This is a genomic window from Shewanella frigidimarina NCIMB 400 (genome assembly GCF_000014705.1).
Lineage (GTDB): Bacteria > Pseudomonadota > Gammaproteobacteria > Enterobacterales > Shewanellaceae > Shewanella > Shewanella frigidimarina.
The window spans coordinates 1,054,947-1,077,750 of the sequence record NC_008345.1; the positions used below are offsets into that span (position 1 = coordinate 1,054,947).

General features: G+C 42.0%; 19 protein-coding genes. 12 read left to right on the forward strand and 7 right to left on the reverse strand.

The features are described from left to right. Positions 1 to 377: 377 nt before the first annotated feature. From SFRI_RS04610 to SFRI_RS04640, 7 genes are all read left to right on the forward strand, one after another. Entirely contained in the window at positions 378 to 1,637 is a 1,260-nt protein-coding gene (locus SFRI_RS04610; protein WP_011636371.1) for an efflux RND transporter periplasmic adaptor subunit, read from the forward strand. Between the two features lie 77 nt (positions 1,638 to 1,714). Beyond that, complete coding sequence (locus tag SFRI_RS04615; RefSeq protein WP_041412804.1) at positions 1,715 to 1,936, forward strand: hypothetical protein; 222 nt, start codon at positions 1,715 to 1,717, stop codon at positions 1,934 to 1,936. A gap of 140 nt (positions 1,937 to 2,076) precedes the next feature. Next, positions 2,077 to 2,775 (forward strand): ABC transporter ATP-binding protein, encoded by a 699-nt coding sequence (locus SFRI_RS04620; RefSeq protein ID WP_011636372.1) that lies wholly within the window; start codon positions 2,077 to 2,079, stop codon positions 2,773 to 2,775. Between the two features lie 10 nt (positions 2,776 to 2,785). Continuing rightward, entirely contained in the window at positions 2,786 to 4,099 is a 1,314-nt protein-coding gene (locus SFRI_RS04625) for an ABC transporter permease (RefSeq protein WP_011636373.1), read from the forward strand. A 30-nt stretch (positions 4,100 to 4,129) separates the two neighbouring features. Further along, positions 4,130 to 5,338, forward strand: a complete 1,209-nt coding sequence (locus SFRI_RS04630; RefSeq protein WP_011636374.1) for an ABC transporter permease — start codon at positions 4,130 to 4,132, stop codon at positions 5,336 to 5,338. A 164-nt stretch (positions 5,339 to 5,502) separates the two neighbouring features. Beyond that, positions 5,503 to 6,906 carry a sigma-54-dependent transcriptional regulator gene (locus SFRI_RS04635; protein ID WP_041412805.1) on the forward strand — a complete coding sequence of 468 codons (1,404 nt, stop codon included), beginning with the start codon at positions 5,503 to 5,505 and terminating at the stop codon, positions 6,904 to 6,906. Between the two features lie 2 nt (positions 6,907 to 6,908). Next, entirely contained in the window at positions 6,909 to 8,264 is a 1,356-nt protein-coding gene (locus tag SFRI_RS04640) for a sensor histidine kinase (protein WP_011636376.1), read from the forward strand. A gap of 250 nt (positions 8,265 to 8,514) precedes the next feature. On the opposite strand, the gene SFRI_RS04645 is transcribed toward SFRI_RS04640, so the two are convergent. From SFRI_RS04645 to bufA2, 3 genes are all read right to left on the reverse strand, one after another. Then, positions 8,515 to 9,324: an HvfC/BufC N-terminal domain-containing protein gene (locus tag SFRI_RS04645; RefSeq protein WP_011636377.1), complete on the reverse strand. Its 810-nt coding sequence runs from the start codon at positions 9,322 to 9,324 to the stop codon at positions 8,515 to 8,517. A 2-nt stretch (positions 9,325 to 9,326) separates the two neighbouring features. After that, positions 9,327 to 10,265: an MNIO family bufferin maturase gene (bufB, locus tag SFRI_RS04650; protein WP_011636378.1), complete on the reverse strand. Its 939-nt coding sequence runs from the start codon at positions 10,263 to 10,265 to the stop codon at positions 9,327 to 9,329. A 124-nt stretch (positions 10,266 to 10,389) separates the two neighbouring features. Then, positions 10,390 to 10,848, reverse strand: coding sequence for a BufA2 family periplasmic bufferin-type metallophore (bufA2, locus tag SFRI_RS04655; RefSeq protein ID WP_011636379.1), 459 nt, complete (start codon positions 10,846 to 10,848; stop codon positions 10,390 to 10,392). 386 nt (positions 10,849 to 11,234) lie between these two features. On the opposite strand from bufA2, the gene SFRI_RS04660 reads away from it, so the two are divergent. After that, the gene (locus tag SFRI_RS04660) at positions 11,235 to 11,618 is read left to right on the forward strand and encodes an MAPEG family protein (protein WP_011636380.1); all 384 of its coding nucleotides are present in this window, start codon (positions 11,235 to 11,237) and stop codon (positions 11,616 to 11,618) included. A 114-nt stretch (positions 11,619 to 11,732) separates the two neighbouring features. Here SFRI_RS04660 and SFRI_RS04665 read toward each other — a convergent pair whose 3' ends face one another. Continuing rightward, the gene (locus SFRI_RS04665; protein ID WP_011636381.1) at positions 11,733 to 11,978 is read right to left on the reverse strand and encodes a hypothetical protein; all 246 of its coding nucleotides are present in this window, start codon (positions 11,976 to 11,978) and stop codon (positions 11,733 to 11,735) included. A gap of 114 nt (positions 11,979 to 12,092) precedes the next feature. On the opposite strand from SFRI_RS04665, the gene SFRI_RS04670 reads away from it, so the two are divergent. Beyond that, positions 12,093 to 12,686: a uracil-DNA glycosylase family protein gene (locus SFRI_RS04670; RefSeq protein WP_167526085.1), complete on the forward strand. Its 594-nt coding sequence runs from the start codon at positions 12,093 to 12,095 to the stop codon at positions 12,684 to 12,686. Positions 12,687 to 12,728: 42 nt separating this feature from the next. Here the strand turns inward: SFRI_RS04670 and SFRI_RS04675 are convergent, their stop codons facing one another. Both SFRI_RS04675 and glnD read right to left on the reverse strand, forming a co-directional pair. Further along, a complete protein-coding gene (locus SFRI_RS04675; RefSeq protein WP_011636383.1) occupies positions 12,729 to 13,229 on the reverse strand; it encodes a YcxB family protein in 501 nt (166 codons plus the stop codon). Positions 13,230 to 13,376: 147 nt separating this feature from the next. After that, on the reverse strand, positions 13,377 to 16,025 hold the full coding sequence (glnD, locus tag SFRI_RS04680; RefSeq protein ID WP_011636384.1) for a [protein-PII] uridylyltransferase: 2,649 nt from the start codon (positions 16,023 to 16,025) through the stop codon (positions 13,377 to 13,379). Between the two features lie 81 nt (positions 16,026 to 16,106). Between glnD and SFRI_RS04685 the strand changes: the two genes are divergently transcribed. The 3 genes from SFRI_RS04685 (at position 16,107) to SFRI_RS04695 (ending at position 20,491) form a co-directional block, all read left to right on the forward strand. After that, positions 16,107 to 16,820, forward strand: a complete 714-nt coding sequence (locus SFRI_RS04685; protein WP_011636385.1) for a 16S rRNA pseudouridine(516) synthase — start codon at positions 16,107 to 16,109, stop codon at positions 16,818 to 16,820. Positions 16,821 to 16,884: 64 nt separating this feature from the next. After that, the gene (locus tag SFRI_RS04690; protein ID WP_011636386.1) at positions 16,885 to 17,841 is read left to right on the forward strand and encodes a LysR family transcriptional regulator; all 957 of its coding nucleotides are present in this window, start codon (positions 16,885 to 16,887) and stop codon (positions 17,839 to 17,841) included. A gap of 337 nt (positions 17,842 to 18,178) precedes the next feature. Then, positions 18,179 to 20,491 (forward strand): OmcA/MtrC family decaheme c-type cytochrome, encoded by a 2,313-nt coding sequence (locus SFRI_RS04695; protein ID WP_011636387.1) that lies wholly within the window; start codon positions 18,179 to 18,181, stop codon positions 20,489 to 20,491. Positions 20,492 to 21,120: 629 nt separating this feature from the next. Here the strand turns inward: SFRI_RS04695 and SFRI_RS04700 are convergent. Continuing rightward, positions 21,121 to 22,656: an MFS transporter gene (locus SFRI_RS04700; RefSeq protein ID WP_011636388.1), complete on the reverse strand. Its 1,536-nt coding sequence runs from the start codon at positions 22,654 to 22,656 to the stop codon at positions 21,121 to 21,123. Between the last annotated feature and the right edge of the window lie 148 nt (positions 22,657 to 22,804).

Here is a 22,804-nt window from a genome sequence, read left to right on the forward strand (position 1 = left end):
TCTTAAGCGTTAGTGGCCGCAGGCCATAAAGTACAAAAGCACAAAAGTGCAAAGCAAAAATAACACCTGGATTCCGGCTCAAAAACATTGCCGGAATGACGCGGTATTTGGCCTGTGTAGGGCAATCTGACTATCTTATTCATTCGTGGCCGTAGGCCATAAGTACAAAGCAAACCATAAGTGTCCGCTCGGACACTTTCCTAATTACCGGACAGTTTTTACACCTGTCCGCGGACACTTTTAGGGTGTTCGGTTATCTTTTTTAATTTATATCACCATGAAAATAAACAATAAATAACTATTGGCATGGCTTGTGCTTTATCTTGGCATAAATGTGAAGAGGTGGGTGCGGTCAGCGCGTTACCTAAGGACCTGAGATGATTAAAGACACAAGTAGCCAAGATACTGTTATTGCGCCTAAGTTAGGCCGTAAATTGCGCTTACCCTTGATGATAGGTTGCGGTGCAATTTTGATGAGCGCGTTGGTGTGGGCGAGTTTAAGTCGTGACAGTAATCAACGTTCGGTTGATGGTGCAGATTTACGTTTGGCAACCTTAACCCGTGGCACGTTGGTGCGTGATATTGCCACTACCGGTAAAATTGTGGCGGCCAATGCGCCCATTTTATATAGCACGGAAGAAGGTGTGGTGACGCTATTAAGTCAACCTGGTGATGAAGTTGAGCTGGGGCAAGTGGTGGCCAAGATTGAAAGCCCGCGTTTACAAAGTGAATTGCAACAACAGCAGTCGATGCTTGAAGGGATGCAAGGTAGTTTAGAGCGCGCCAAGTTAGATGCACGCCGTGAGCAATTGCGCGTTAGCCAGATTTTAGACATGGCGAAAGTCGATTTAGAAGCCGCAGATCGTGAAAGCCGTCGTGGTGATCAATTGATTGAGTCGAGTTTGATCAGCAAAATCGATTTTGAAAAAAGCAAAGATGATTTACATAAAGCCAAATTATTGCATAAGCATGCCCAGCAAGAAGTGGAGCTTATGCGCGATACCCTCAGTTTTGAAATTAAAAACCGTACCCTTGAAGTACAACGCCAGGCTCTAGTGGTGAGAGAGTTAACTCGTCAAGCCAATGCCTTGAGTATTATCGCGCCAGTTAGCGGCATTATTGGTAACTGGTTGGTGGAGCAAAAAGCCCGTATTGCCGCCAGCCAACCAATATTAACTGTGGTCGATTTATCTGCTTTTGAAGCTGAGTTAGCTGTGCCAGAGTCTTATGCTGATGAGTTAGGTTTAGGGATGGATGTTGAGTTGAGTTTTGGCAACGTTAATGTGGTTGGCCAATTGTCGTCAATTTCACCCGAAGTACGTAATCGTGAAGTGACCGCCCGGGTGCGTTTTGCTGACAGTAACACTTTATCGTTACGTCAAAATCAGCGTTTGTCTGCCCGAGTATTACTGGAAAACAGACCCAACGTGTTGATAGTGAAACGCGGTGATTTTCTCAATATGGGCGGCGAAGTGGCGTATCAAGTGAGTGACGCTGTTGCTCATAAGAAAGTCGTTAAATTGGGCGCACGCAGTATGAGCCAAGTTGAAGTGCTTGAAGGCGGTGAAGCCGGTGACGTATGGGTGATATCTGGTACCGAAACCTTTAAAAATGATCCAACAATTCAAATCCGATAGCTAAGTTGATAATTAAGTCGATAGCTAAATCAATAACGAAGCAAATAACCAAACACTCAACTGAGTAAGGACATTCTATGATTTTTATTCAACGTAGACAGCTTATCGCGCTACTGGCGTTATTTATTCTCGCAATAGCGGTGAGTTATCGCATTGATAATCATACAGATTGGTTATCGGTTAGTTTGCAGTTAATTGACATGAGTAGCCAAGTTTCGAATCGATTAAGAGATATTAGTCCTACCGTTAGTTTGCATATTGATATTAGCGACATGGTCAAGATTAAGCTGCTGTTTTAGCCATGACTAATACTAACGGCGCTGACGCCAATAGCATTAAAAACAAAAGTATTTAACAAAGCCGTATTCAGATTTGCAAGATTGACATTATCAGCCCTAAGCGCTGGGATGCGACAACCGAATAAACCAAGGAAGCCATTATGTTATCCATGAAAAATATCAGTAAAGTATTCAAAACTGACTTAGTTGAAACCCATGCACTGCGTGACTTTAACCTTGAAGTGAATGAAGGCGAGTTTGTCGCGGTTACAGGGCCGTCTGGTTCAGGTAAAACCACCTTTTTGAATATTGCGGGGTTGCTCGAAGGCTTTACCTCTGGCGAGTTCAGCCTTGATGGCGTCAATGTGTCGAATTTAAGTGACAACAAAAGCGCTAAAGTTCGAAATGAAAAAATTGGCTTTATCTTTCAGGGATTCAACCTTATTCCAGACCTTAATTTAGCCGAAAATGTTGAAGTGCCGCTGCGTTATCGCGGTATGAATGCCAGCGAGCGTAAGCGCCGAGTAGAATCCGCATTAGAACAAGTCGGCTTAGGTGCGCGGATGAAACACTTACCGACACAATTGTCTGGCGGACAACAACAACGTGTCGCTATTGCGCGTGCATTAGCAGGCGAACCACGGTTTTTATTAGCCGATGAACCAACCGGTAATTTAGACAGCTTAATGGCGCGCCAGGTGATGGAATTACTTGAAAATATCAATCAACAAGGCACCACTATTATTATGGTGACCCATGACTCAGAGCTTGCGCGTCGGGCCCAGCGCAATATTCAAATTGTTGATGGCCAGGTGTGTGATTTTTCGATGTACCAACCAGCTGCTACCGGCACTCGCTAAGGGGAACACTATGTTTTTTTACTATTGTGATTTAGCGTGGCGAAGTATCCGTAAAACACCGATGTTATCGATGTTGATGGTATTAGCGATTTCGATTGGTATCGGCATTACTATCACTACGCTCAATGTCTATAAAACTATGTCTTATAATCCGGCGGGCGATCGCAGTGAGGTGATTAATTCAGTGCAGTTGTGGAGCCAAGGCTTGGATACCTGGGATGAGTTTATTCCAAGCATCACCTATATGGATGCGATGAACTTACGCAATAACAAAGAATTAAGTCTCAAAGCAGCGACTTATCGAACTGGCTTAGCATTGCAATCTGACAATCCTAAAATTGAACCCGTGTTGAACAGCGTTCGGTTAACCGACAGAGACTTTTTTAGGATTTTTTCGGTACCCTTTATTTATGGCAGTTACTGGGATGCCAGTGTTGATTTACGCCCAGCTTACCAAGTGGTGATTAGTCAAAAATTAAATTTACGCTTTTTTGAAGGTAAAAATAGCGTAGGCAAAACACTCTTTTTAGACCGTAAACCTTATCAAATTGTTGGGGTGATTGATGACTGGAATCCGCAACCTAAATACTACGATCCACTTAATGGTGCCTTTAATGATGCTGAAGAGATATTCATTCCGTTCTCGTTAACAGGCCAAGAAGAATTTGATGTATGGGGTAACACCAGCGGTTGGAAGTTCGAACCCATGATCACATACAGCGACCGCTTAGCGTCAGAAAAAGTATGGATTCAATTTTGGACTGAACTGAACACCGATGAGCAGAAACAAAGCTTTTTAGGCTGGTTAACGCGTTATGTTGAGCAGCAAAGAGCGCTCGGCCGCTTTACTGATACCGCTAAAATCCCTAGCGAGTCAGTGCAAATTAGCGACATCGCGAAATGGCTTGAAGATAACGATGTGGTGCCCAAAGATAACAAAATACTAGTCGGTTTAAGCTTGCTGTTTTTAAGCGTGTGCTTGGTGAATATTCTCGGGCTGTTGCTAACCAAGTTTTTAAAGCGTGCGCCAGAGGTGGGTGTTCGTCGTGCTATTGGTGCCAGTCGTGGACAGATTTTTAGTCAGTATATGGTCGAAGTGGGTATGATTGGTTTTATCGGTGGCGTAGTGGGTTTGTTATGGGCTTGGGGGTCGTTAACGGCGCTGCATAGCTATTTTTCAATGGACCAAAGTGTTACTGGGCTTGATGCCAGTATGTGGATTATCACGCCATTAATTGCTATCTCTACCGCGGTATTGGCTGGGGTTTACCCTGCTTGGGTGGTGTGCCGCACTAAACCCAGTGTGTATTTAAAAGCCCAATAACTCCAGTTAAGCTTAAGAAAGGACATCACCATGTTACATATCAAACCGATTTTATCCAGTTTAATGCGCAGTAAAAGTGCGCCGGTTTTATTGCTATTGCAGATTATTTTGTCAGTTGCGATAGTCGCCAATGCGAGCTTTATTATTAACGAACGTTTGTCGCTAATGCAGCGAGAATCTGGCTATGCCGAAGATCAGATCCTGACCTTTAACCTGTATAATTTCGATCCTGCTATCGACAACATGAAACAAAACCAAGTTGACCAACAAATTTTGCGTTCGCTGCCCAATGTAATTGATGCCAGTTACAGCAATATGTTGCCGTTAAGCGGCAGCGGATGGATGGATCGCTATGTTGACGGCCCAGATGCCGATACCGCTAAAAGCACCCCTGGGTTTGCCTTTTATTTGGGTAATGAGCACTTACTCAATGTGATGGGAGCGAAGTTAATTGCCGGGCGAAATTTTACCGCCGATGAAATTAATACCAGCTTAGATGACAGCGGCATGATGGCGTTAGTGTCGCAACCGTTAGCCAAAGCCTTTTGGGGCGATGAGTCACCTTTAGGTAAAACCATGTATCAAGGTGAGCAAGCCGTGACCATTATAGGCGTAGTGGATAAGCTGCAAGGTGCTTGGGTTGACCACGAAAACTTTGAATACAGCGTGATCCAGAATATCGATTTTGGTGGCAGTAGTAGTAATAAATCATACATGGTGCGGGCATTACCTGAACATATTCCAGCGTTAGAAGAAGCCATTAGTAAAGCCTTGTATGCAGAAAACCCAAACCGTGTAGTGGAGAACTTCCAAACACTCACCACGATTAAAAATTTAACTTACAGTAACCACCGTTTAATGGCGACAGTGTTAAGTATTATGGTGGTGTTATTGTTATTAATTACAGCGTTGGGATTAACCGGTATGGTGATGTTTAATATTCAACGCCGCACCAAACAAATAGGCACTCGCCGCGCGCTGGGTGCACGTAAGCGTGACATTATTGAATACTTTATGGTGGAAAATTACCTAATTTGTATTGTCGGTGGGGTCATCGGTGGCATGCTATCGTTAGTACTTGGGCAGCAATTAATGTCACTGTATAGCTTGCCTATGGTGCCAGTGATTTATCCGATTGTATCTGTTATTGGTTTGCTGGTAGTGACAACGCTAGCGGTAATAGTGCCGGCCGCTAAAGCCGCGAATATTTCACCCGCCATGGCAACGCGCAGTGTGTAATTTGTTAAACTGCGGCGCTTGCGCTTAACAATAATGTGACAGTGAGGTCTTCTGTCATGTTATTGTTTATTTACGTTTGTGAGTAAATGTTTATTGTATAAACATGCAGTTGCATAAACATGTTTTTGTATAACAGCAACCTAATTGGACTCAAACATATTCTAATGGATAATATTTTAATTGTTGATGACAATCACGCCATTTGCCAAGCGCTTGCGTTAATGATTGAACTGCATGGCTATCAGGCAATTTTTTGTCATTCACCAGAAGCTGCAGTTGAGATTGTCACCAACAAAGAAATCAGCTTGGTGATCCAAGACATGAACTTTAGCCGTGACACCACCTCGGGTGAAGAGGGTAAGCAACTGTTTTACGCATTGCGTCAGTTACAGCCTAATTTACCGATTATTTTAATGACCGCGTGGACCCAATTAGAAACCGCTGTCGAGTTGGTTAAAGCGGGAGCGGCCGATTACATGGGTAAACCGTGGGATGACGCAAAGCTGCTCAATAGTATTAGTAACCTATTATCAATTTATCGACTGTCTCAGCAAAATAGCCAATTAACCCGGATAGACAGTGAACGTATGTCGGCTATTAATGGCGCCGATTTATGTGGCTTAATTTTTGGTAGTGGTGCCATGCAGCGCTGTGTTGATTTGGCATTGCAAGTTGCGCGATCCGATGTGTCGGTGATGATCACTGGCCCAAATGGTGCGGGTAAAGACAAAATAGCCGATATTTTACAGGCCAATTCGCCACTAAAAGATAAACCTTTTATTAAGGTCAACATTGGCGCTTTACCAATGGATTTATTAGAGGCCGAATTGTTTGGCGCAGAAGCAGGTGCCTTTACGGGCGCTAATAAAACCCGTATGGGCCGATTTGAAGCTGCCGATGGTGGCACTTTATTTTTAGATGAAATTGGTAATTTGCCTTTATCTGGCCAAGTAAAGTTATTACGGGTATTACAAACCGGTGAGTTTGAACGTTTAGGCAGTCATCAAACCCGCAAAGTGAATGTGCGGGTGATTAGTGCTACCAACGCGGATTTAGCCGACGACATTGCTCATGGGCGTTTTCGAGAAGACTTATTTTATCGCTTAAATGTCATTGAGCTAGCCATATCACCATTGAATCAACGCCAGGACGATATTTTACCGTTAGTGAAACACTTTATTGGTGCCAATTTTAGCCTTGATAAGTCGACCCAGCAGGCGTTAATTAATCATAGTTGGTCGGGTAATGTGCGTGAATTAGAAAATGCCTGCAAAAGGGCGGCGCTGTTAGCTAAGTCACCACTATTAACGATTGATGACTTTGGCTTGATGGCGATTGCTAATGGCGGCGCAGCTACCCAGCATGCGCTTGTTGTTGAACATCAACTTGGTCAACAAGAACAGGGCATTGATGATACTCAGTCGATTTGCGAACCTGATAAGCAACAGCTAGAAGACGCCTTAGTGCAATACAATGGCGTCATTGCCAGAGTAGCAAAATCCTTTGGCTTAAGCCGACAAGCCCTTTATCGCCGTATGGAGAAATACGGCCTTAGGGTGACTAAATAATGATGTTATCACTGCGCACTAAATTGCTGCTCAGTAACATGTTGAGCTGCCTTTTGGGGACGATGTCAGGCGCTTTAGTGTGGCTTACATTGGGTGATGACACCTTATGGTTAGCTATTATTGTGATGCTGGCGGTGTGTTATTTTTGCAGTATGTGGCTAACAAGGCGATTAAGTGAAAGTCTGCAAGCACTGGAAATCGGTCTACTTAACTTTAAAGATAATGATTTTAGTGTGTCGCTGCATCCCTACGGCGAACCACAATTAGATGCGCTAGTGAGCTTATATAACCAAGCATCGGCAAAATTGCGTAGTGAGCGACAGTTTATTTATCAGCGCGAGTTAATGCTCGATAAAGTGATTCAGAACTCACCTAATGTCATGCTATTAATTGATGATTCCCAGCGAGTCATTTACGCCAATGGCGCTGCAAGGCATTTGTTTAATCAGGGCGTCAAAGTAGAAGGCATGTTGTTACCTGATCTTGTGGTGATGTTACCCGACACGCTTAAAGCGGCGTTAAGCAGTGAGCAAGAAGGTCTGTTTTCGATGGGCGGTAGCGGGGCAGATGGTGTTGATAGTCATTCTAATACTGATGCTGATAGTAGCGACGTTGAAACCTGGCATATCTCTCGTGGCCGCTTTACTCAAAACAATCAGCAGCACCATTTAATTTTGCTTAAACAACTCACCAAAGAACTTAACCGCCAAGAGGTGGCAGTGTGGAAAAAGGTGATACGCATTATCAGCCACGAGCTTAATAACTCGGTCGCGCCCATAGCGTCTATGGTTAACTCAGGTAAGTTTTTAACCCAGCACTTAGACAACAGTAAGCTGCAATTGATTTTTGATACCATCGAAAATCGCACCACACACCTGAGCCAATTTATCTCTCATTATGCTCAGTTTGCTAAATTGCCGCTGCCACAAAAAGCTTTGATTGATTGGACTAAGATGACCCAGCAATTAGCGCAGCAATACCCATTTAATCTGTTATCACCTTTACCGGTTAAGCCGATAAAACTCGATGCAGTGCAATTAGAACAAGTCTTTATTAATCTGCTTAAAAACGCTCACGAGTCTGGCGCGGAGACAGACACTGTGTCGATAACGTTTGAGGAAGTGACTCATCCAATTAACGGGTTATTAGTTAAAGTAGAAGATCAGGGGAGTGGGATGTCTAGCGAGGTGTTGTCGCAAGCATTGTTACCGTTTTACTCAACTAAACAATCTGGTACTGGGATAGGTTTGCCATTATGCCGTGAAATTATTGAAGCGCATGGTGGCAGAATTAGTATGCAAAACCGCCCAGAAGGCGGTTTAAGCGTTAAAGTATGGTTGCCTGTACAGCAGGGCTAACACTTACTAATTTTTAATCAAGTTTGATTGTTTTGAGTTATATTTTTCAAAAGAGAGTTGAAGCCGTAAAACTTTTTGCCCCAAAGTTGGTTAGGCTATGGCCGCAGACCATAAGTAAATAAGTAAATAAGTACAAAAGTACAAAAGTACAAAAGTACAAAAGTACAAACACCTGGATCCCGGCTCAAAAGCACTGCCGGGATGACGGGAAGGTAGTTATCAAGCACGTCCAGAAATGAGTTAACGTAAATTAGCTACTTACTACCGCTCGAATTAAGCCGCGTTGAAACCAGGTTTGCATGGTTTGCAGTACCATCATTGGTGCTGATTGCTCGTCGTGCCATTGCAACATTTGTTCGCACTGGTCGGCAAAGTTGTTGCCCTGAATAAACCCAAGTAACAACGCATGTTGCTCTGTCGTTAATGATACAAATTCTGTTAACCGCGACTCTCCCCGCCATAATAACCATGCTCTAGGTGACTGATAGTCAGGTTCTGGCGGCGCGGTATCCACTTTTAACGCTTGCCAAGCTTCGACGGCATTACTGTTACAAGTGAATATTTGTACGCTGGGATGAAAACGTAAACAGCAATTGGGCCATAATTCTGGTGAAATGGCCTGTAAGTCACTAAAGCTTGCACGGGTACAGTCTGCTGCATCAAAAGCATTGAGTAATCGGCGCTCGAATCGCGCTAAATCGGCAATAATGGGATGCTGTTTAAAAAACGCGTCTTGTTGTAAAAATTCCGGTAAACCATCACAAAACTGGCGCAGTGATTTATTACTTGATGGATATTGACGAGTATAGTCGGCTGCCATTTTATCGAATAAATCGTCACCCAAATACACCCCAAGTAGCTGGTGGTCGGTTTCAATGGTTTCTTTTAATCTGATCCGATAAGCGTTGGCATAAATTTGTAGGCGATCATTGGCGCTGATCCCTGCTTGTTCAGACACATTCGCTTTCATCACTGACTGAATTTGTCCGTGCTGTGTATCCGCACCATCAGACAGTAAATACTGCATAAATTGCTGTTGAATTTCAGCTAAACGACTCATTTTTATGCCCTGACTTTTTGCGATGAAGCATTATTAGTATTTATGAACTTGCTTAAGTCATCAAGTGAACGAGAGCCAAATTGTGAGCGTGCTAGGGCAGGGTCATCAGGCAAGGTTAACTGAGCAATATGTTTAGCTTCAAGTAATTCATTATATAATGCGGGGAACTCAGGAATATTCGCGTCACGTTCAATCATGGTGCTAACAGCGCCAAAGCGTTCTAGTGCCGCTTGGTAAAGTGTCCATACGGACGGCGGTACATCATGGTCGTGGGTATCAATGACATAATCCCCAAAGTCGCTATGGCCGGCTAAATGAAACTGTTGTACCCGGCGTGGGTCTATTTTCTTAAGGTAATCGAGCGGATTAAAATGATGATTACGGGCGCTGACATAAATATTATTGATGTCGAGTAACACTAGGCAATCTGCCGCTTCTGCCACCTGGCTTAAAAAATCCCATTCATCCATGGTCGAGTCTTGGTATGACAAATAACTTGATACGTTTTCCAGTAATATTCGACGACCGAGTACGTCTTGCACTTGTCTAACTCGCTGCGCCACATGATTAACGGTTTCTTCGGTATAAGGCAGTGGCAGTAGGTCATGGCTATTAACGCCGTGAATTGAGGTCCAGCAAATATGATCAGATATCCATTTCGGTTGAATGTCGTTACTGAGTTTTTTAAGGGCTTTTAAGTAATCCATATCTAAAGGATCGCTACTGCCTATCGACATCGATACTCCGTGCATCACAACGGGATATTGTTCGGCGATGGCTTCTAAATAATATCGGGGTTTACCGCCAGCAACTAAGTAGTTTTCAGATAGCACTTCAAACCAGTCAATGTCTGGCTGGTGTTGCAAAATGTATTCGAAATGGTCGGTTCGTAAGCCCAAGCCAAATCCGAGAAAGTCTTCTGTAATGCGCGTATCAGGCATGGTGAATCCTACTTTAATGCAAATGTTCTAGCTTGAGTTAGGCAAAACTTGCGTTAATAATTGAGATAGTAAGCTGATGACGCTGTCACAATAGTAAGCGACAGAGTCATCAAACGAAGCTTAATTAGCTTGTTTTACCGCCAATATCACCACAAGATTTTGCTGTGGTGTTAACAAAACCAGTACCTTTACAGCTTGCCATACCGCCACAAGCGTTATCGGCACCTTTACAGTCATTATGGCCTTTACAGACGTTAACACCGTAACAATGTACTAAATCGGCTTTAGTGACTTTACCAACCCAATCATCTTTTTGCGTGCCGCCGACATCAGCACAAGCTTTTGAAGGCATGCCAACAAAACCAGTGCCTTTACAGCTTGCTTGACCGTTACAAGCATTGTCAGCTGTTTTGCAGTCATTGTGACCTTTACAAACGTTTACGTCGTAACAATGGACTAAATCTGTTTCGCCAGCAGCTAAAGGTGCTGTGCTTGTTTCAGCGGCCATAGCCTGACCTGATAAGCTTGCCATTGCGAGTGCTAATGCTGCGCCGGTTAAGCTAGTTTGTGCTTTGGTATTCATGATGTATTCCTTACAATGTTGATTATTATTTTTACTGCTTATTCTTGTTACTCGTCACAAGATTGATTTGCTGCAGCTATCACACTTGTTAGGAGTTATTAGTATTGACCGTGAAGTGACTCAATATCTTTCAAGTTAACATGTAGACTAGTCACTAAAATGTTGTTGATGTGTTAACTTGTGATTGATTTATATGGTGAAACAATAAATTATAATTTTTCAGATGAGTGCTTAAGCATTATATGAATTAGGTTGTTATTAAAGTCTGTTGATTATGTTATTTTGTTCTCATTACACTAATGGTTAACACAACTGGTTCAATCGCGACTAATACAACTAATGCACAGCTAACACATAATAAGAATATTAATAACTAAGGATAGATTATGCAGACGATACTGATATGTTTATTGATTGCCATGCTGTTGCCGTATGCGGCAAAAGTTCCATTAGCGATGGCAATGGCTAAATTGGGCCGATATGACAATGACCATCCAAGAGCGCAGCAAGCTCAATTAACCGGTTTTGGCGCGCGGGCATTAGCAGGACATCAAAATGCATTTGAATCGCTAATCGTATTTGGGATTGCAGTATTAACCGCATTGATCACCAATAATGTTACCGATGTCGTTGCGCTTTTAGCCATAGTACATGTGGTCGCACGGCTGGTTTACCATGCGCTGTATTTATTGAATTTTGGAACATTACGTTCATTATCTTGGTTTGTGGCCATAGGTGCATCGATAGGGATATTTTGCCAAGCGTTTTAAGCTTATTTTACTCAAACAACATTTTCTCCTATAAAAAAACGCCTTAATGGCGTTTTTTTATAGGGAGTCAGTTGATACTAGTCATTATGAAGATAGTCTAGGCTTGGTACTGGCTTAATCTAGGCTAGCAACACGTTCGTAGCCCATTTCGGTTAATTGGTCGTTAACGCAATCAAGCAAAAATGCGTCGACTTCACTTTCTGGCAGTTGGTCTTCAAGTGCAATTTGTTGGCAGGCTTCTTTTAATGAAACCACATCGTTAACGGGTGCTTGGGGAAGTGCTGCAGCGCTAAAACTTATCGCTGTACCGCTAATTAACATAGCAGCTAAAGTTGTACGGGCTAAACGTGAATGTTGCATGGTTGTTCCTTCTTGGGAGAACTTTGTTATTTTGACAAATACTACTGCAGCTTAGTTCCGTTGGATATAGTGATTTACACGCTTTTTATGATTTTATATACAAAAAGTAAGGCATTGGATATGGTTTCGTTACTCACTCAAGTAAAAAATTGTCAGCTTTGTGCATCATGTCTAGTTGATGGTGTACGCCCAGTAGTACAAATTGATCCGCAAGCAAAAGTGTTGATCATCGGTCAGGCCCCTGGACGTAAAGTACATTTGTCGGGTATTCCATTCGATGACGCCAGTGGCGACCGATTGCGGTTGTGGCTAGGGGTAACTAAAGACGTTTTTTACGATGCTAAACAGATTGCTATTATGCCGATGGGTTTTTGTTATCCGGGTAGTTATGCCGCTTCTGGTAAAGGAAAGTCTGGCGACTTACCTCCGCGGCCTGAATGTGCGCCTAAATGGCATGATTTATTGCTGCAGCAGTTAGTTAACGTCAAGTTGATATTATTGGTAGGGCAATATGCACAACAGTATTATTTAGCCGATAAGCCGAAAACATTAACCGAAACTGTGCAGCAATGGCGCAGGTTTGGGCCACGTTATATTCCTCTGCCGCATCCCAGTCCGCGTAATAATATTTGGCTTAGTCGTAACCCATGGTTTGAAGATGAGTTACTTAGCGACATTAGTCTTCGTGTTGCGAATGCATTAGCCTAGGCGTTATTGTTTGTGAGCTATTAGGTTAAGTTATATTTCAAGCTATTGTTTCTGATTAATAAAGTCGATAGCGCTTTTATCTAAGCAGCGTTTAGACAAATAAGTCGTGGTTTTTTGCAGTTTAATTAACAAGCCTGCATCGGTTTCAGTAATTCGATAAATATCAGTCCACAAAATCTGTTGATTAACATGGAGTGACTGACTATTGATACCATTATCATCTATTGTGAGATTGACATGCTCACCAGCCGCTTTACTCATCATTTGACGCCATAACCACCAGGTTTTATTAAAACGAATACTCAAAAACTCTACCACGGCCAAACCAATAAAAAAGTAGCCTAAATAGTAGGTTTCTTTAGTACTCATCGATGTTGGGCTTACTGTGTCGAGCATTAGAATAGCCAAACCTACAAGCGCAAAGATTGTGGTTTTAATGAAACGTTTTGGTGAGGTGTTGGGGTTAATTGATTGCTGATAACATTCTTCAAAGTACGATTTGTCTAGTACATATTCAGCAGTATAACTAAAGGCTTGTGACATGATGACCTAATTAACGGCAGTTGATGGGGGTGATTATCGCATAGTCATCAGTTTGCTCAAAGTCTGCTTAGTGGTGAAATAAAAGCGCCACGGTGATTAATTCACACATGGCCCATTTATATCAATAACACTGACTGATTAAGGTTGTTATTCGTCGGTGGTAATGGCTTGCATTAGTGTTGCTGACAATTGCTGCTGTTGTTCTGGGGTTAATTGTTGATCGTCTTTATTGGATAATAAAAACACATTGTCTGCGCGTTCGCCGACTGTACTGATGGTGGCAGAATGAATATTCAAATCCAATTCTCTAAATGCACTGGCAATTTGTTCCATAAATTCACTGGTGTCTAATGCTGAAACATTGACTAAGCTACGGGTCGATTTTCGTGAATGTAGAAATTCGATATTGGGCTGATTATCGAAACTCTGATGCCGTCTAGACTGGCGTTTTTTCGGTAAATTAACGCCTTTATCTAACACTTGATGTAATTTGTCGATGACCTGTTCACGGCGCTGAGCGCTGGTAATGGGCTTTTCATCAAAATCGAGTACTTTAAATGACTCAACCACATAACCATCTTTAGTTCGGGCTATTTGTGCTTGTTTTACCGAAATACGTAATGTCGCTAACGTATTGAATAATTTAACAAACAATCCGTGTCTGTCTTTGGTGTAAACAAACACGTCACTGCAACCTTTCACCACTACATCGTCGAGTAAAATCAAGGTGTTGTATTGATTTTCGGCTACTGGTGTAAGATCGTGGTTAATCATTGCTTGGGTATATCTGGCGATATCATCCGCTTCGGCGTTACTGAAAAAGGCGATAGGTAAGCGACGCCATAATTTTTTGATCTCGTCACTGCTATCGTCATCGGCGGCTAATAAATTCAGCGCTTCTTGTTTGTGTTCCCGCACCAAAGTACGCAGTTGCAAAATATTTTCAAAGCCATTGCGCAGTGCTTTACGAGTAACAAAATACAAATCTTTTAATAATGATGCTTTCCAGTCATTCCACAGATCATCATTGGTTGCCTGAATATCGGCAATGGTCAGGCAGTACAGGGCGTCTAAACGGGTTAAGGTGCCTACTTTTTTGGCAAAAGCATTCACGACTTCAGGATCGTAAATATCCATGCGTTGTGAGGTAATAGACATCAACAAATGATTTTCTACTAACCAGCAAATCAGTTTTTCTTGTGAGACTTTTAAGCCATGAAACTTAGCAAATAAATTGGCATCAACAGCACCAAGTTTACTATGGTCACCACCACGGCCTTTAGCTAAGTCATGGAACAATGCTGCAAATAACAGTGTCGATTTGTTAGACATTTTTTGATAAATATCAGCGGCTAATGCCAGATCTTTATCCAACGTTTTGATGTCGTTTCCGTAGATGTATATATTTTTAAGCACCTTGTGGGTGTGCTCATCGACCGTATAGGCATGGAATAAATCAAACTGCATCTGACCAACAACTTCACGCCATTGTGGTAAATAAGACGCTAAAATACCGTGTTGATGCATCAAGGTAATGGCAAGTCCCATGCCTTGAGGATGAACAAATATCGCTTTAAATTGCTCTCTACAACGCTGAAAATCTTGTAAGTCACCCATTAAACGACGTCTTACTTGGCGCAAAGAACGTAAGGTTTCTGCAGTAATACCAATTATTTTGTCGTGATGAATCGCGATAAACTCAAATAACGCCATAATTTGAGTGCGATCGATAAATACGGTTTCGTCTCGAACGTGAATGTACTTATCAACAATTTCAAAGTTATCGTTAATCGCGATTATTTGCGGATTAAGCTCTGGAATAATTTCTCGTTGAAAATACGCCATTAAGATTTTGTTTAATTCGCCTATGCGCTTCATTGCTCGAAATAATTGGCGCATCATTTTTTCAATGGCAATATTGCCGCTTTCGCCGATGGCCATACCATCACCAAAACCCATTAATTTAGCTACTTCAGCTTGGTATTGTAGTAATAAACGATTTTCAGAACGTTGGGCTGCTTGATGCAACGCAAAGCGCACTCTAAATAAAAAGTGTTGGCACTCCATTAACTCAGCGTATTCGTCGTTGGTTAAAAAACCAAAGCTCCGAAGTGATTGCATATTGGCAACGCTGAAATGTTTGCGAGCAACCCAGGTAAGGGTTTGAATATCGCGCATTCCACCAGGGCTAGTTTTAAGATTGGGTTCAATACTGTATGAGGTGCCTTGTGCTTTGGCGTGACGCTCTTGCTGTTCGCTGAGTTTGGCATTAAAAAATGCTTGGCTTTGCCATAAATCTTGGCCGTACAGTGCATTCAACACTTGCTGTTGATGCTGACTATTACCGAATAAATGACGGATCTCCAGTAAGCTGGTTGCAATGGTTACATCATCCTTACAAGCTTGGAATGTGTCAGTTAAACTGCGTACAGCGTGGCCTAAATCGAGATTAAGATCCCAAAGTTGAGTCAGAAATTGGCTTACAGAAGCAGCTTCCGTAGGGGTTAATGGACCATCGTGAATAACGCAGATGTCGATATCAGAGAAAGGATGTAAAGTTTGCCGGCCGTAACCCCCAACTGCATTGAGCGATATACGTGCGGGATCTAATTCGAAGGGTTGCCAAAGTTGGCATAATAGCGCATCGAAAAAATGTGATCGCTTATTCAAGGTGTCATTAATTGCACTTTGAAAAATGTTATCTTGTAAATATTGATCCAGTGACTTAATCGCCTGTTTTAATTCAGCGCTGGTCATATCTGGGCGCAAATCTGTACTAGCAGGTTGCGAAAGCATGTTACTCCTTAATGTTTTTGCCTTTTAACAGAATAAGGTATTCTTAAACAAATTGGTATCATTCTATATTGGTGAAGTTTTATGGTGTCTAAACGAGGTCGACTTGACCAATTTATTGCAGGTACGTTACAGATCCCGAAAAAAGCGGTTCGATTATTGTTAGTTACCAATAAAGTGCTTGTCGATGGCCAGTTTGCTAAGTCACCAGATTTACAGGTTGATGAATTTACTCATATTGAATGTAATGGTGTGGTGCTGCGTCAATACCAAAAACAGTACTATATGCTCAATAAACCTGATGGGGTGGTGAGTGCGACCATTGATGATAAACACGCTACGGCATTAGGATTAATAACTGGCGTCAACACTGATATGTTACATATTGCCGGTCGGTTAGATTTACATTCTACCGGATTATTATTGCTAACCAACGACGCTAAGTGGTCCGAAGCGTTAATGGATCCGCAGCATAAAGTCGACAAACAGTATCTGGTAACGTTAGCTAATCCACTAGAGCAAGAGTATGTAGAGGCATTCTCCAAAGGGATGTATTTTGGATTTGAGGATATCACCACGTTACCGGCACAACTTACGTTATTATCGAGCCATCGAGCTCGGGTTGTGTTGCGTGAGGGCAAGTATCATCAAATTAAACGGATGTTTGGTCGTTTTAGAAATCCGGTAGTAGCGTTACATCGTGAATCTATTGGTAAAATAGTGCTTGATAAGCAATTAGAATTGGGTGAATTTCGTTCATTAACAAAAGCTGAAGTTGATAGCATTTTTCAGCACTAGATCAATTTTTTTTATTTGAATACATGTTAATTTAATCGCCTCATTACAGCAGATTAGGTGATATGTGGATATTCAAGCATTGAAAAAAGTCAGCGAATTAGATGTATTTAGTTTGTTGGTGTTTAAGCTCATATACGAGACCGGTTTTGCTAATTTTGCAGCCAAAGAGCTTGCTGTATCCGCGCCTAAAATTAGTCGATGTTTAACATCATTAAGGGCTATTTTTAACGATGAGTTGTTTTTCCGTCGCCAACAAGGGCTAAAACCAACTCCATTAGCTGAACGTTTGTATCAGCCTGTTTGCCAGTTATGTGACATGGTGAGCCAAATTGAACGAGTGGCAGATGATCGTTTAAATCATCATCAAACACCTATTTTACATATTGCGGTATCGCCAAGCATTATTACCAGTGTGGCCATTGCGTTAAGTAAGCTTCCGCGTGATGTTATCGGTAAAGTTAAACTTCACAGTTGGCAAGCCGACACTGAAGAGCTGATTTATAATGGCGAGCTCGATTTTGGCATTGGTTTTGAAACTCAGGACACTCATGGTCTAGAGGCTTATCCTATTGCTAATGTGACATCATTATGTGTGGTGGGTAATACCAATCATCTATTTTGGGCCGGTGCCGAACAGATAAAGTTAGAAGATATTATTCAACACCCTATCGTGTATTTACGCTGTAAAGGCTTTAACAATCGTATTGATCCATTAGAGTTATATTGTCAAACTCACGGTTTACTACTAGAAGATATTGAATGTGCAAGAAAGCTCGAAGATTGGTATTGGCACATACTGACCATGGACAGTTTAGCCATTACTATTTGTAATGAAGGTTCGTTCGCACAACAAATTCCGCAATTAAGAGTAGAACGACTTCCACAGAGTGAATTTACTAAGCTTAATAGCGTCATGGCGATGCCAAGTTATTGTTTAATTGAGCGAGCAGAACACTACCGCCGTTATTCGCTAAATGTGAAGGAAATGATAATCGATATCATTAAATCATTGCTGGTGTGAAAATTATTAACATTCTTATATGAGGTTCAACTCGCTTAATTTTGTGGGTTGAATCTTTTTTATAGCCATTGATTTTGTATTGTACTGATTTTTATGCATTTTTATTTATCACTCTCTATAGTTTTACATAATTACAACTCATCAAATACCTCTTTAGGGTTACCTTATTTGAAACTGACGGTTTCATTTTTGCGTATACCTAAAACTAAAATCATCAATTCCTGTTAACGAATTTGTAACCAAACTTCACAGGTTTATCACTGCAAGCGGGTGTTTTGTCCTATTTCCTTATATTTTAGATGCGTAAAACCTACAAATCTAAATCGGGGGATTTAAGATGAAAAATTATAATAGAACATTACTTGCTGCAGCGTTTATTGCAGCGTTGGGTGTAACAGGTTGTGGCTCTGACGGCAGTGATGGTGCCGCAGGAGAACCGGGTACTCCGGGCACACCTGGAACGCCTGGTACACCTGGTACTCCAGCTGGTTCGGTCGTTACAACAGTTGACAATGCCTATGACTTTAACTTAACACTGGCTCCTACAGATATTGTTGTAGTAGGTGCAGATCCATTTAGCCTTAAATTTACCGTAACAGGTAAAGGTACTGGTGGAGTGGACGTTCCATACTCGGGACTTGATAAAGTCGCGTTATATGTAATGAGTCAATCAGCTAATGCAACTGACACTGGCGCGCCAATGTTATGGACAAACCATGCACTTGCCAATGATTTTGGTAGCAGCATGTATTGTACTTTAACGGGTACAGCCGCTGCTCGAGGAGGCGCTGTAGTCGATGCTTGTACATTAGTTGAAGATGAAGCTAATCCTGGTACTTATACTGGTACTTGGGCACACGACGGTAACGCGCCTGTAGTATTGGCTAGTGGTGATGCAAACGATTTAGCTCGTGTGTTTATTCGTGCTTATGACGTTGTGATGGCTGATGGCACTTCAGTGAGCGATAAGATTTTATCAACTCCGGTTGATTTTATTCCTGCTACTGGCGAGCTTGCTGTTTCTGCAAAAGACTCAGTGTCTAATGCTGCATGTATTAAATGTCATAGCCCAATGGAAGGTTACGCTGATACTGATATGCGTATTGCCAATATTGGTGCTCATCATAATTACCAAAAAGTTGAAAATTGCGTAGCTTGTCATAATCCAGCTTATGCCGGTGGACAGGACGATCCTGAAAAAGGCTTCAATGCAAACTTCAATGCCATGATCCACACTATCCACGCGGGTCATCATATTGCTGACTCTCTAACTGGTGAAGCCAAAGAGATGTTTGGTGAAATTGGTTTCCCATCTGAGCTAAATGAATGTACCGCTTGTCATGATAATGGCCAGCAGTGGAATGAAAACATTTATGCTGAAGCGTGTGTGTCTTGTCACGTTGATGTTGATTTAGCAACTGGTGTAAACCATAGAGGTATTGTGCCTGCTAGTGACGCTGTATGTTCTGGTTGTCACGGTTCAGGTAGCTTAAGCCCAAGTGAAGCACATAATGTTGGCGTGCGTGCAATGGCGACTGACTCTATTGTGTTTGCAGTTAGCAATGTCACTTATGCAGAAGATGCTGTAGATGTCAGCGGTGTTATGCAAGATCAAATGAGCATTACTTTTGATGTAAGCATTGATGGTCAACCTATTGCTGATGGCTTCGATTTTGGTCCTTATGCTAATTATGACGAAATCAAAACTGGTACTGTTGATGCAGATGGCACTTACTTTGTGGGTACATCTTTAAATCTAACAGGTGTTGTTTCTGCTGGTGGTAAGCTTGTTGTTACTAAAGTAGCTAACTTTAACGTCGTTGGTCAGAGTATTGCCATTACTCCTCGCTTCTCAGTTTGTGCTGATGAGAAAGCGAAGTTAATTAAATGTGTTAATACAGTTGGCGAAGATCAATACGCGGTTGAGTATATTGCAGTAACTATGGACACTGCATATTGGAACCTAGTTAATGCAGACGGTTCAGGTGCCAATATTGCTCGTCAAAGCGTACCATCTATGGTTAGCGCAGACGAAGCAAAATGTAGTACTTGTCATACATCGTTAGGTATTGCAAAGCACTACGGTAACGAGCGTTTTGACCAATGTATGGGTTGTCACAACAATACATGGGGTGGTTCATACCATGGCACTGTTGAGTACAAAACTGATGCAGTTGATGCTGATGGCGTACCAGTCTTTGCTATTGTTGAAGGTCTAACTTACAGCAACCGTGACTTAATGACTGTTTCACATCGCTTCCACAGCGGCTTATGGGATGACAACCGTGGTTTCCCTGCAATTCATTTGAATTCAGATATGGAAACTGAAGGTTACCCTGCAGTTGCAACTCAATGTTCAGCATGTCACAAAGAAGATGTCGGTATCTTTGCTGCTGATGGTGGTTTAACGTCAGGTAAACGTTCAATTGCAGTGGATGCAGCAGGAACTAAATTTGTGTCTCCAGTTGCTGAGTCTTGCCGCTCTTGTCATACAAAAGCTTCTGCTCTGACTCACTTTGAGAACAATGGTGCTTATGTCGAAGGTAGTCCAGCATCAATTGCTAATCTACCTGTTGAATCATGTGCAACATGTCACGCTGAAGGTAAAGCTTACGGTGTTGATAAAGTTCACTCTGGTGCAGCGCACTAATATCCAAATAACTTCTTAATCATCACTTAAGAAAGTAAGTAAGAGGGAGGCAGCAATGCCTCCCTTTTTTTTATTCATTTTATCCATCAATGTATAAACACTTAATGGTCATCTGTTATAAGTATTGGCCCTCGAAAATGATAACGTTCAGCATCATTAACATCTCAATCTAATCCGATTTAAACCAACCCAACCTAATCAAATCTGCTCAATACAGCCAATGCCAGTTACTTGAGTTATCGCTATTTAATTGACGACTGAATTGAGGTTAATAACATCTCAACGTCAACTGAATCATCTAATGTGGTGGCATTTTATCTACAACAGACGATGGCTTAATGAGTCCGACACATCGACGTGTAAATTGTTGATGCTGAGGCACTCTCGGCTGTAGTTTGGCGCGTGCGATTTGAGGAATATGATCTATCAATCGATAATGAACCTGGTAAGTAATAAACAGGGTAGGTGAGGAGTACTGAGTTAATGAACAAGAAGTGAATGATGGGTAATCTTATTGTGGCTTCATTAAAATCTATCGATCTATTTTTGGGGACAAACAAAAAGGAAGCATTGCTGCTTCCCTTTTATCAAATCGGTACTTTATGGTAAGTACTCTACAGTCCGTTCAACTACGCCACTTGTTGGCGCTGCATCCTTAATAGCCATTTCCCATAGATGAATATACCTACCGCTGAAATAATCCCAATAGCGGCGATAATATACCAAGCCATGCCGATATTGTTGGCTTGATATAAAGCTTGGGTTAATGCCTGTGGGTCTTGACCTGTTACGCTGACTAAGCGACTAAATGCTTCACCTTGAGGGATGTTAGCAATATCGGTTAAGTTCATACCATGTTCAGACAGAGCTTCACGGGCGATGCGTTCTTTTGAAGCGTACATGTCATACAGTTTAGGGCCGAAATAACCTTCCAACGTCCAGCCTATGCCTTGAGGAAGCATGACAAAGCCTAAATACATGGCTTTTTTACCTTCAGGTGCGATGTTCCCCATAAATTCGTTTTTCTTGGGGCTGATCATCATTTCGCCGACAGAGAACATGGCAATAGCCAGTACAATCATCCAAGCCGCATTAAATGCACCGACCAAGGCAATGGCTAAAATACTCAATAAACAGCCAACAAACATGGCTGTGGTAATACGATATTTAGCCGTAAGCGCTGCAACAATGAAGCAAGTGGTCATGATCATCCCTGCATTGAGGTTGAGCATACCCTCTGGCATCACTTTGGTGCCGTCATTATTCAAGCCTAACCAGAACTGCAATATGCCGCTGCTGGTGCCTTCTGGGCCAAATAAAGAGGTGACAATGACGCTGGTATCAACCCATTCCGCAATGTGAATAGGCAATACATCAAATAATGAGTTATATAAAAACCAAAAACCAGCAAACACCAGCATGTAGTAAATCACCACAGGCTTTTTTAGTTCTCCTAAGGCATCCTTCCACAATGCTTGTTGTGTTATCTCTCCTGTTTTTACTTGGCGTGCGCGCTCTAAGCGCTCAGCTTTGCCAGGCTCTTTATAAGCTAATAAGAATAAAAAGTTAAACGAGATAATCGCTGCGCAGGCGTAAAATACATTATCCCAAGATAATTGACGCATGTGTACCGCAACCAATGGACCTAAAAATCCACCGATGTTAACCACTTGGTAAAAAATGCCCCAAGCCATTGAAGTATTATTTCGGTTAGTTGACAGTACTAAGGTGCCTTGAATACCTGGTTTGAATACCCCTGTACCCATGGCTAACAACATGGCACCGGCAAGAAAGCCCCAGAAACTGGGAAAGAATGCCATGGTTAAATAACCACATATTTTGATGATGGTAGAAACGAAAATGGTTTCTTTGTAACCGACACGGTCAGAAATTCCGCCAGTTAACACAGGTACAAAGGTTTGTAGTAGCGCCCACACGGATATAATAATACCGTAATCACTTAAATTAATACCCAGTCCGCCTTCTGAAACAGGCGCTTTAGCGTACAAGCCGGCACTGGCTTTTACACCATAATAGGCAATACGTTCTATTAGCTCCATGCCACCGACAAGCCAAAATATATAGCCTAAACTGCTGATAGCGGCCCACATGCCTAACTGTTTTACTTCACTCAAGTCATTGCCTGAGTGTGAATTAGTGCTCATAAGTCACCCTTTTATTTTATGGTCTGTTTCATTTTTATAACAAAGGCTGACACTTTACCTAAGTTCGTGATTAATACCAAACTCTATCCATAAGTGATCCGCCCAGAGTGGCGCTCATTTGTGAATTTGTGATGTGGTTACATAGGCA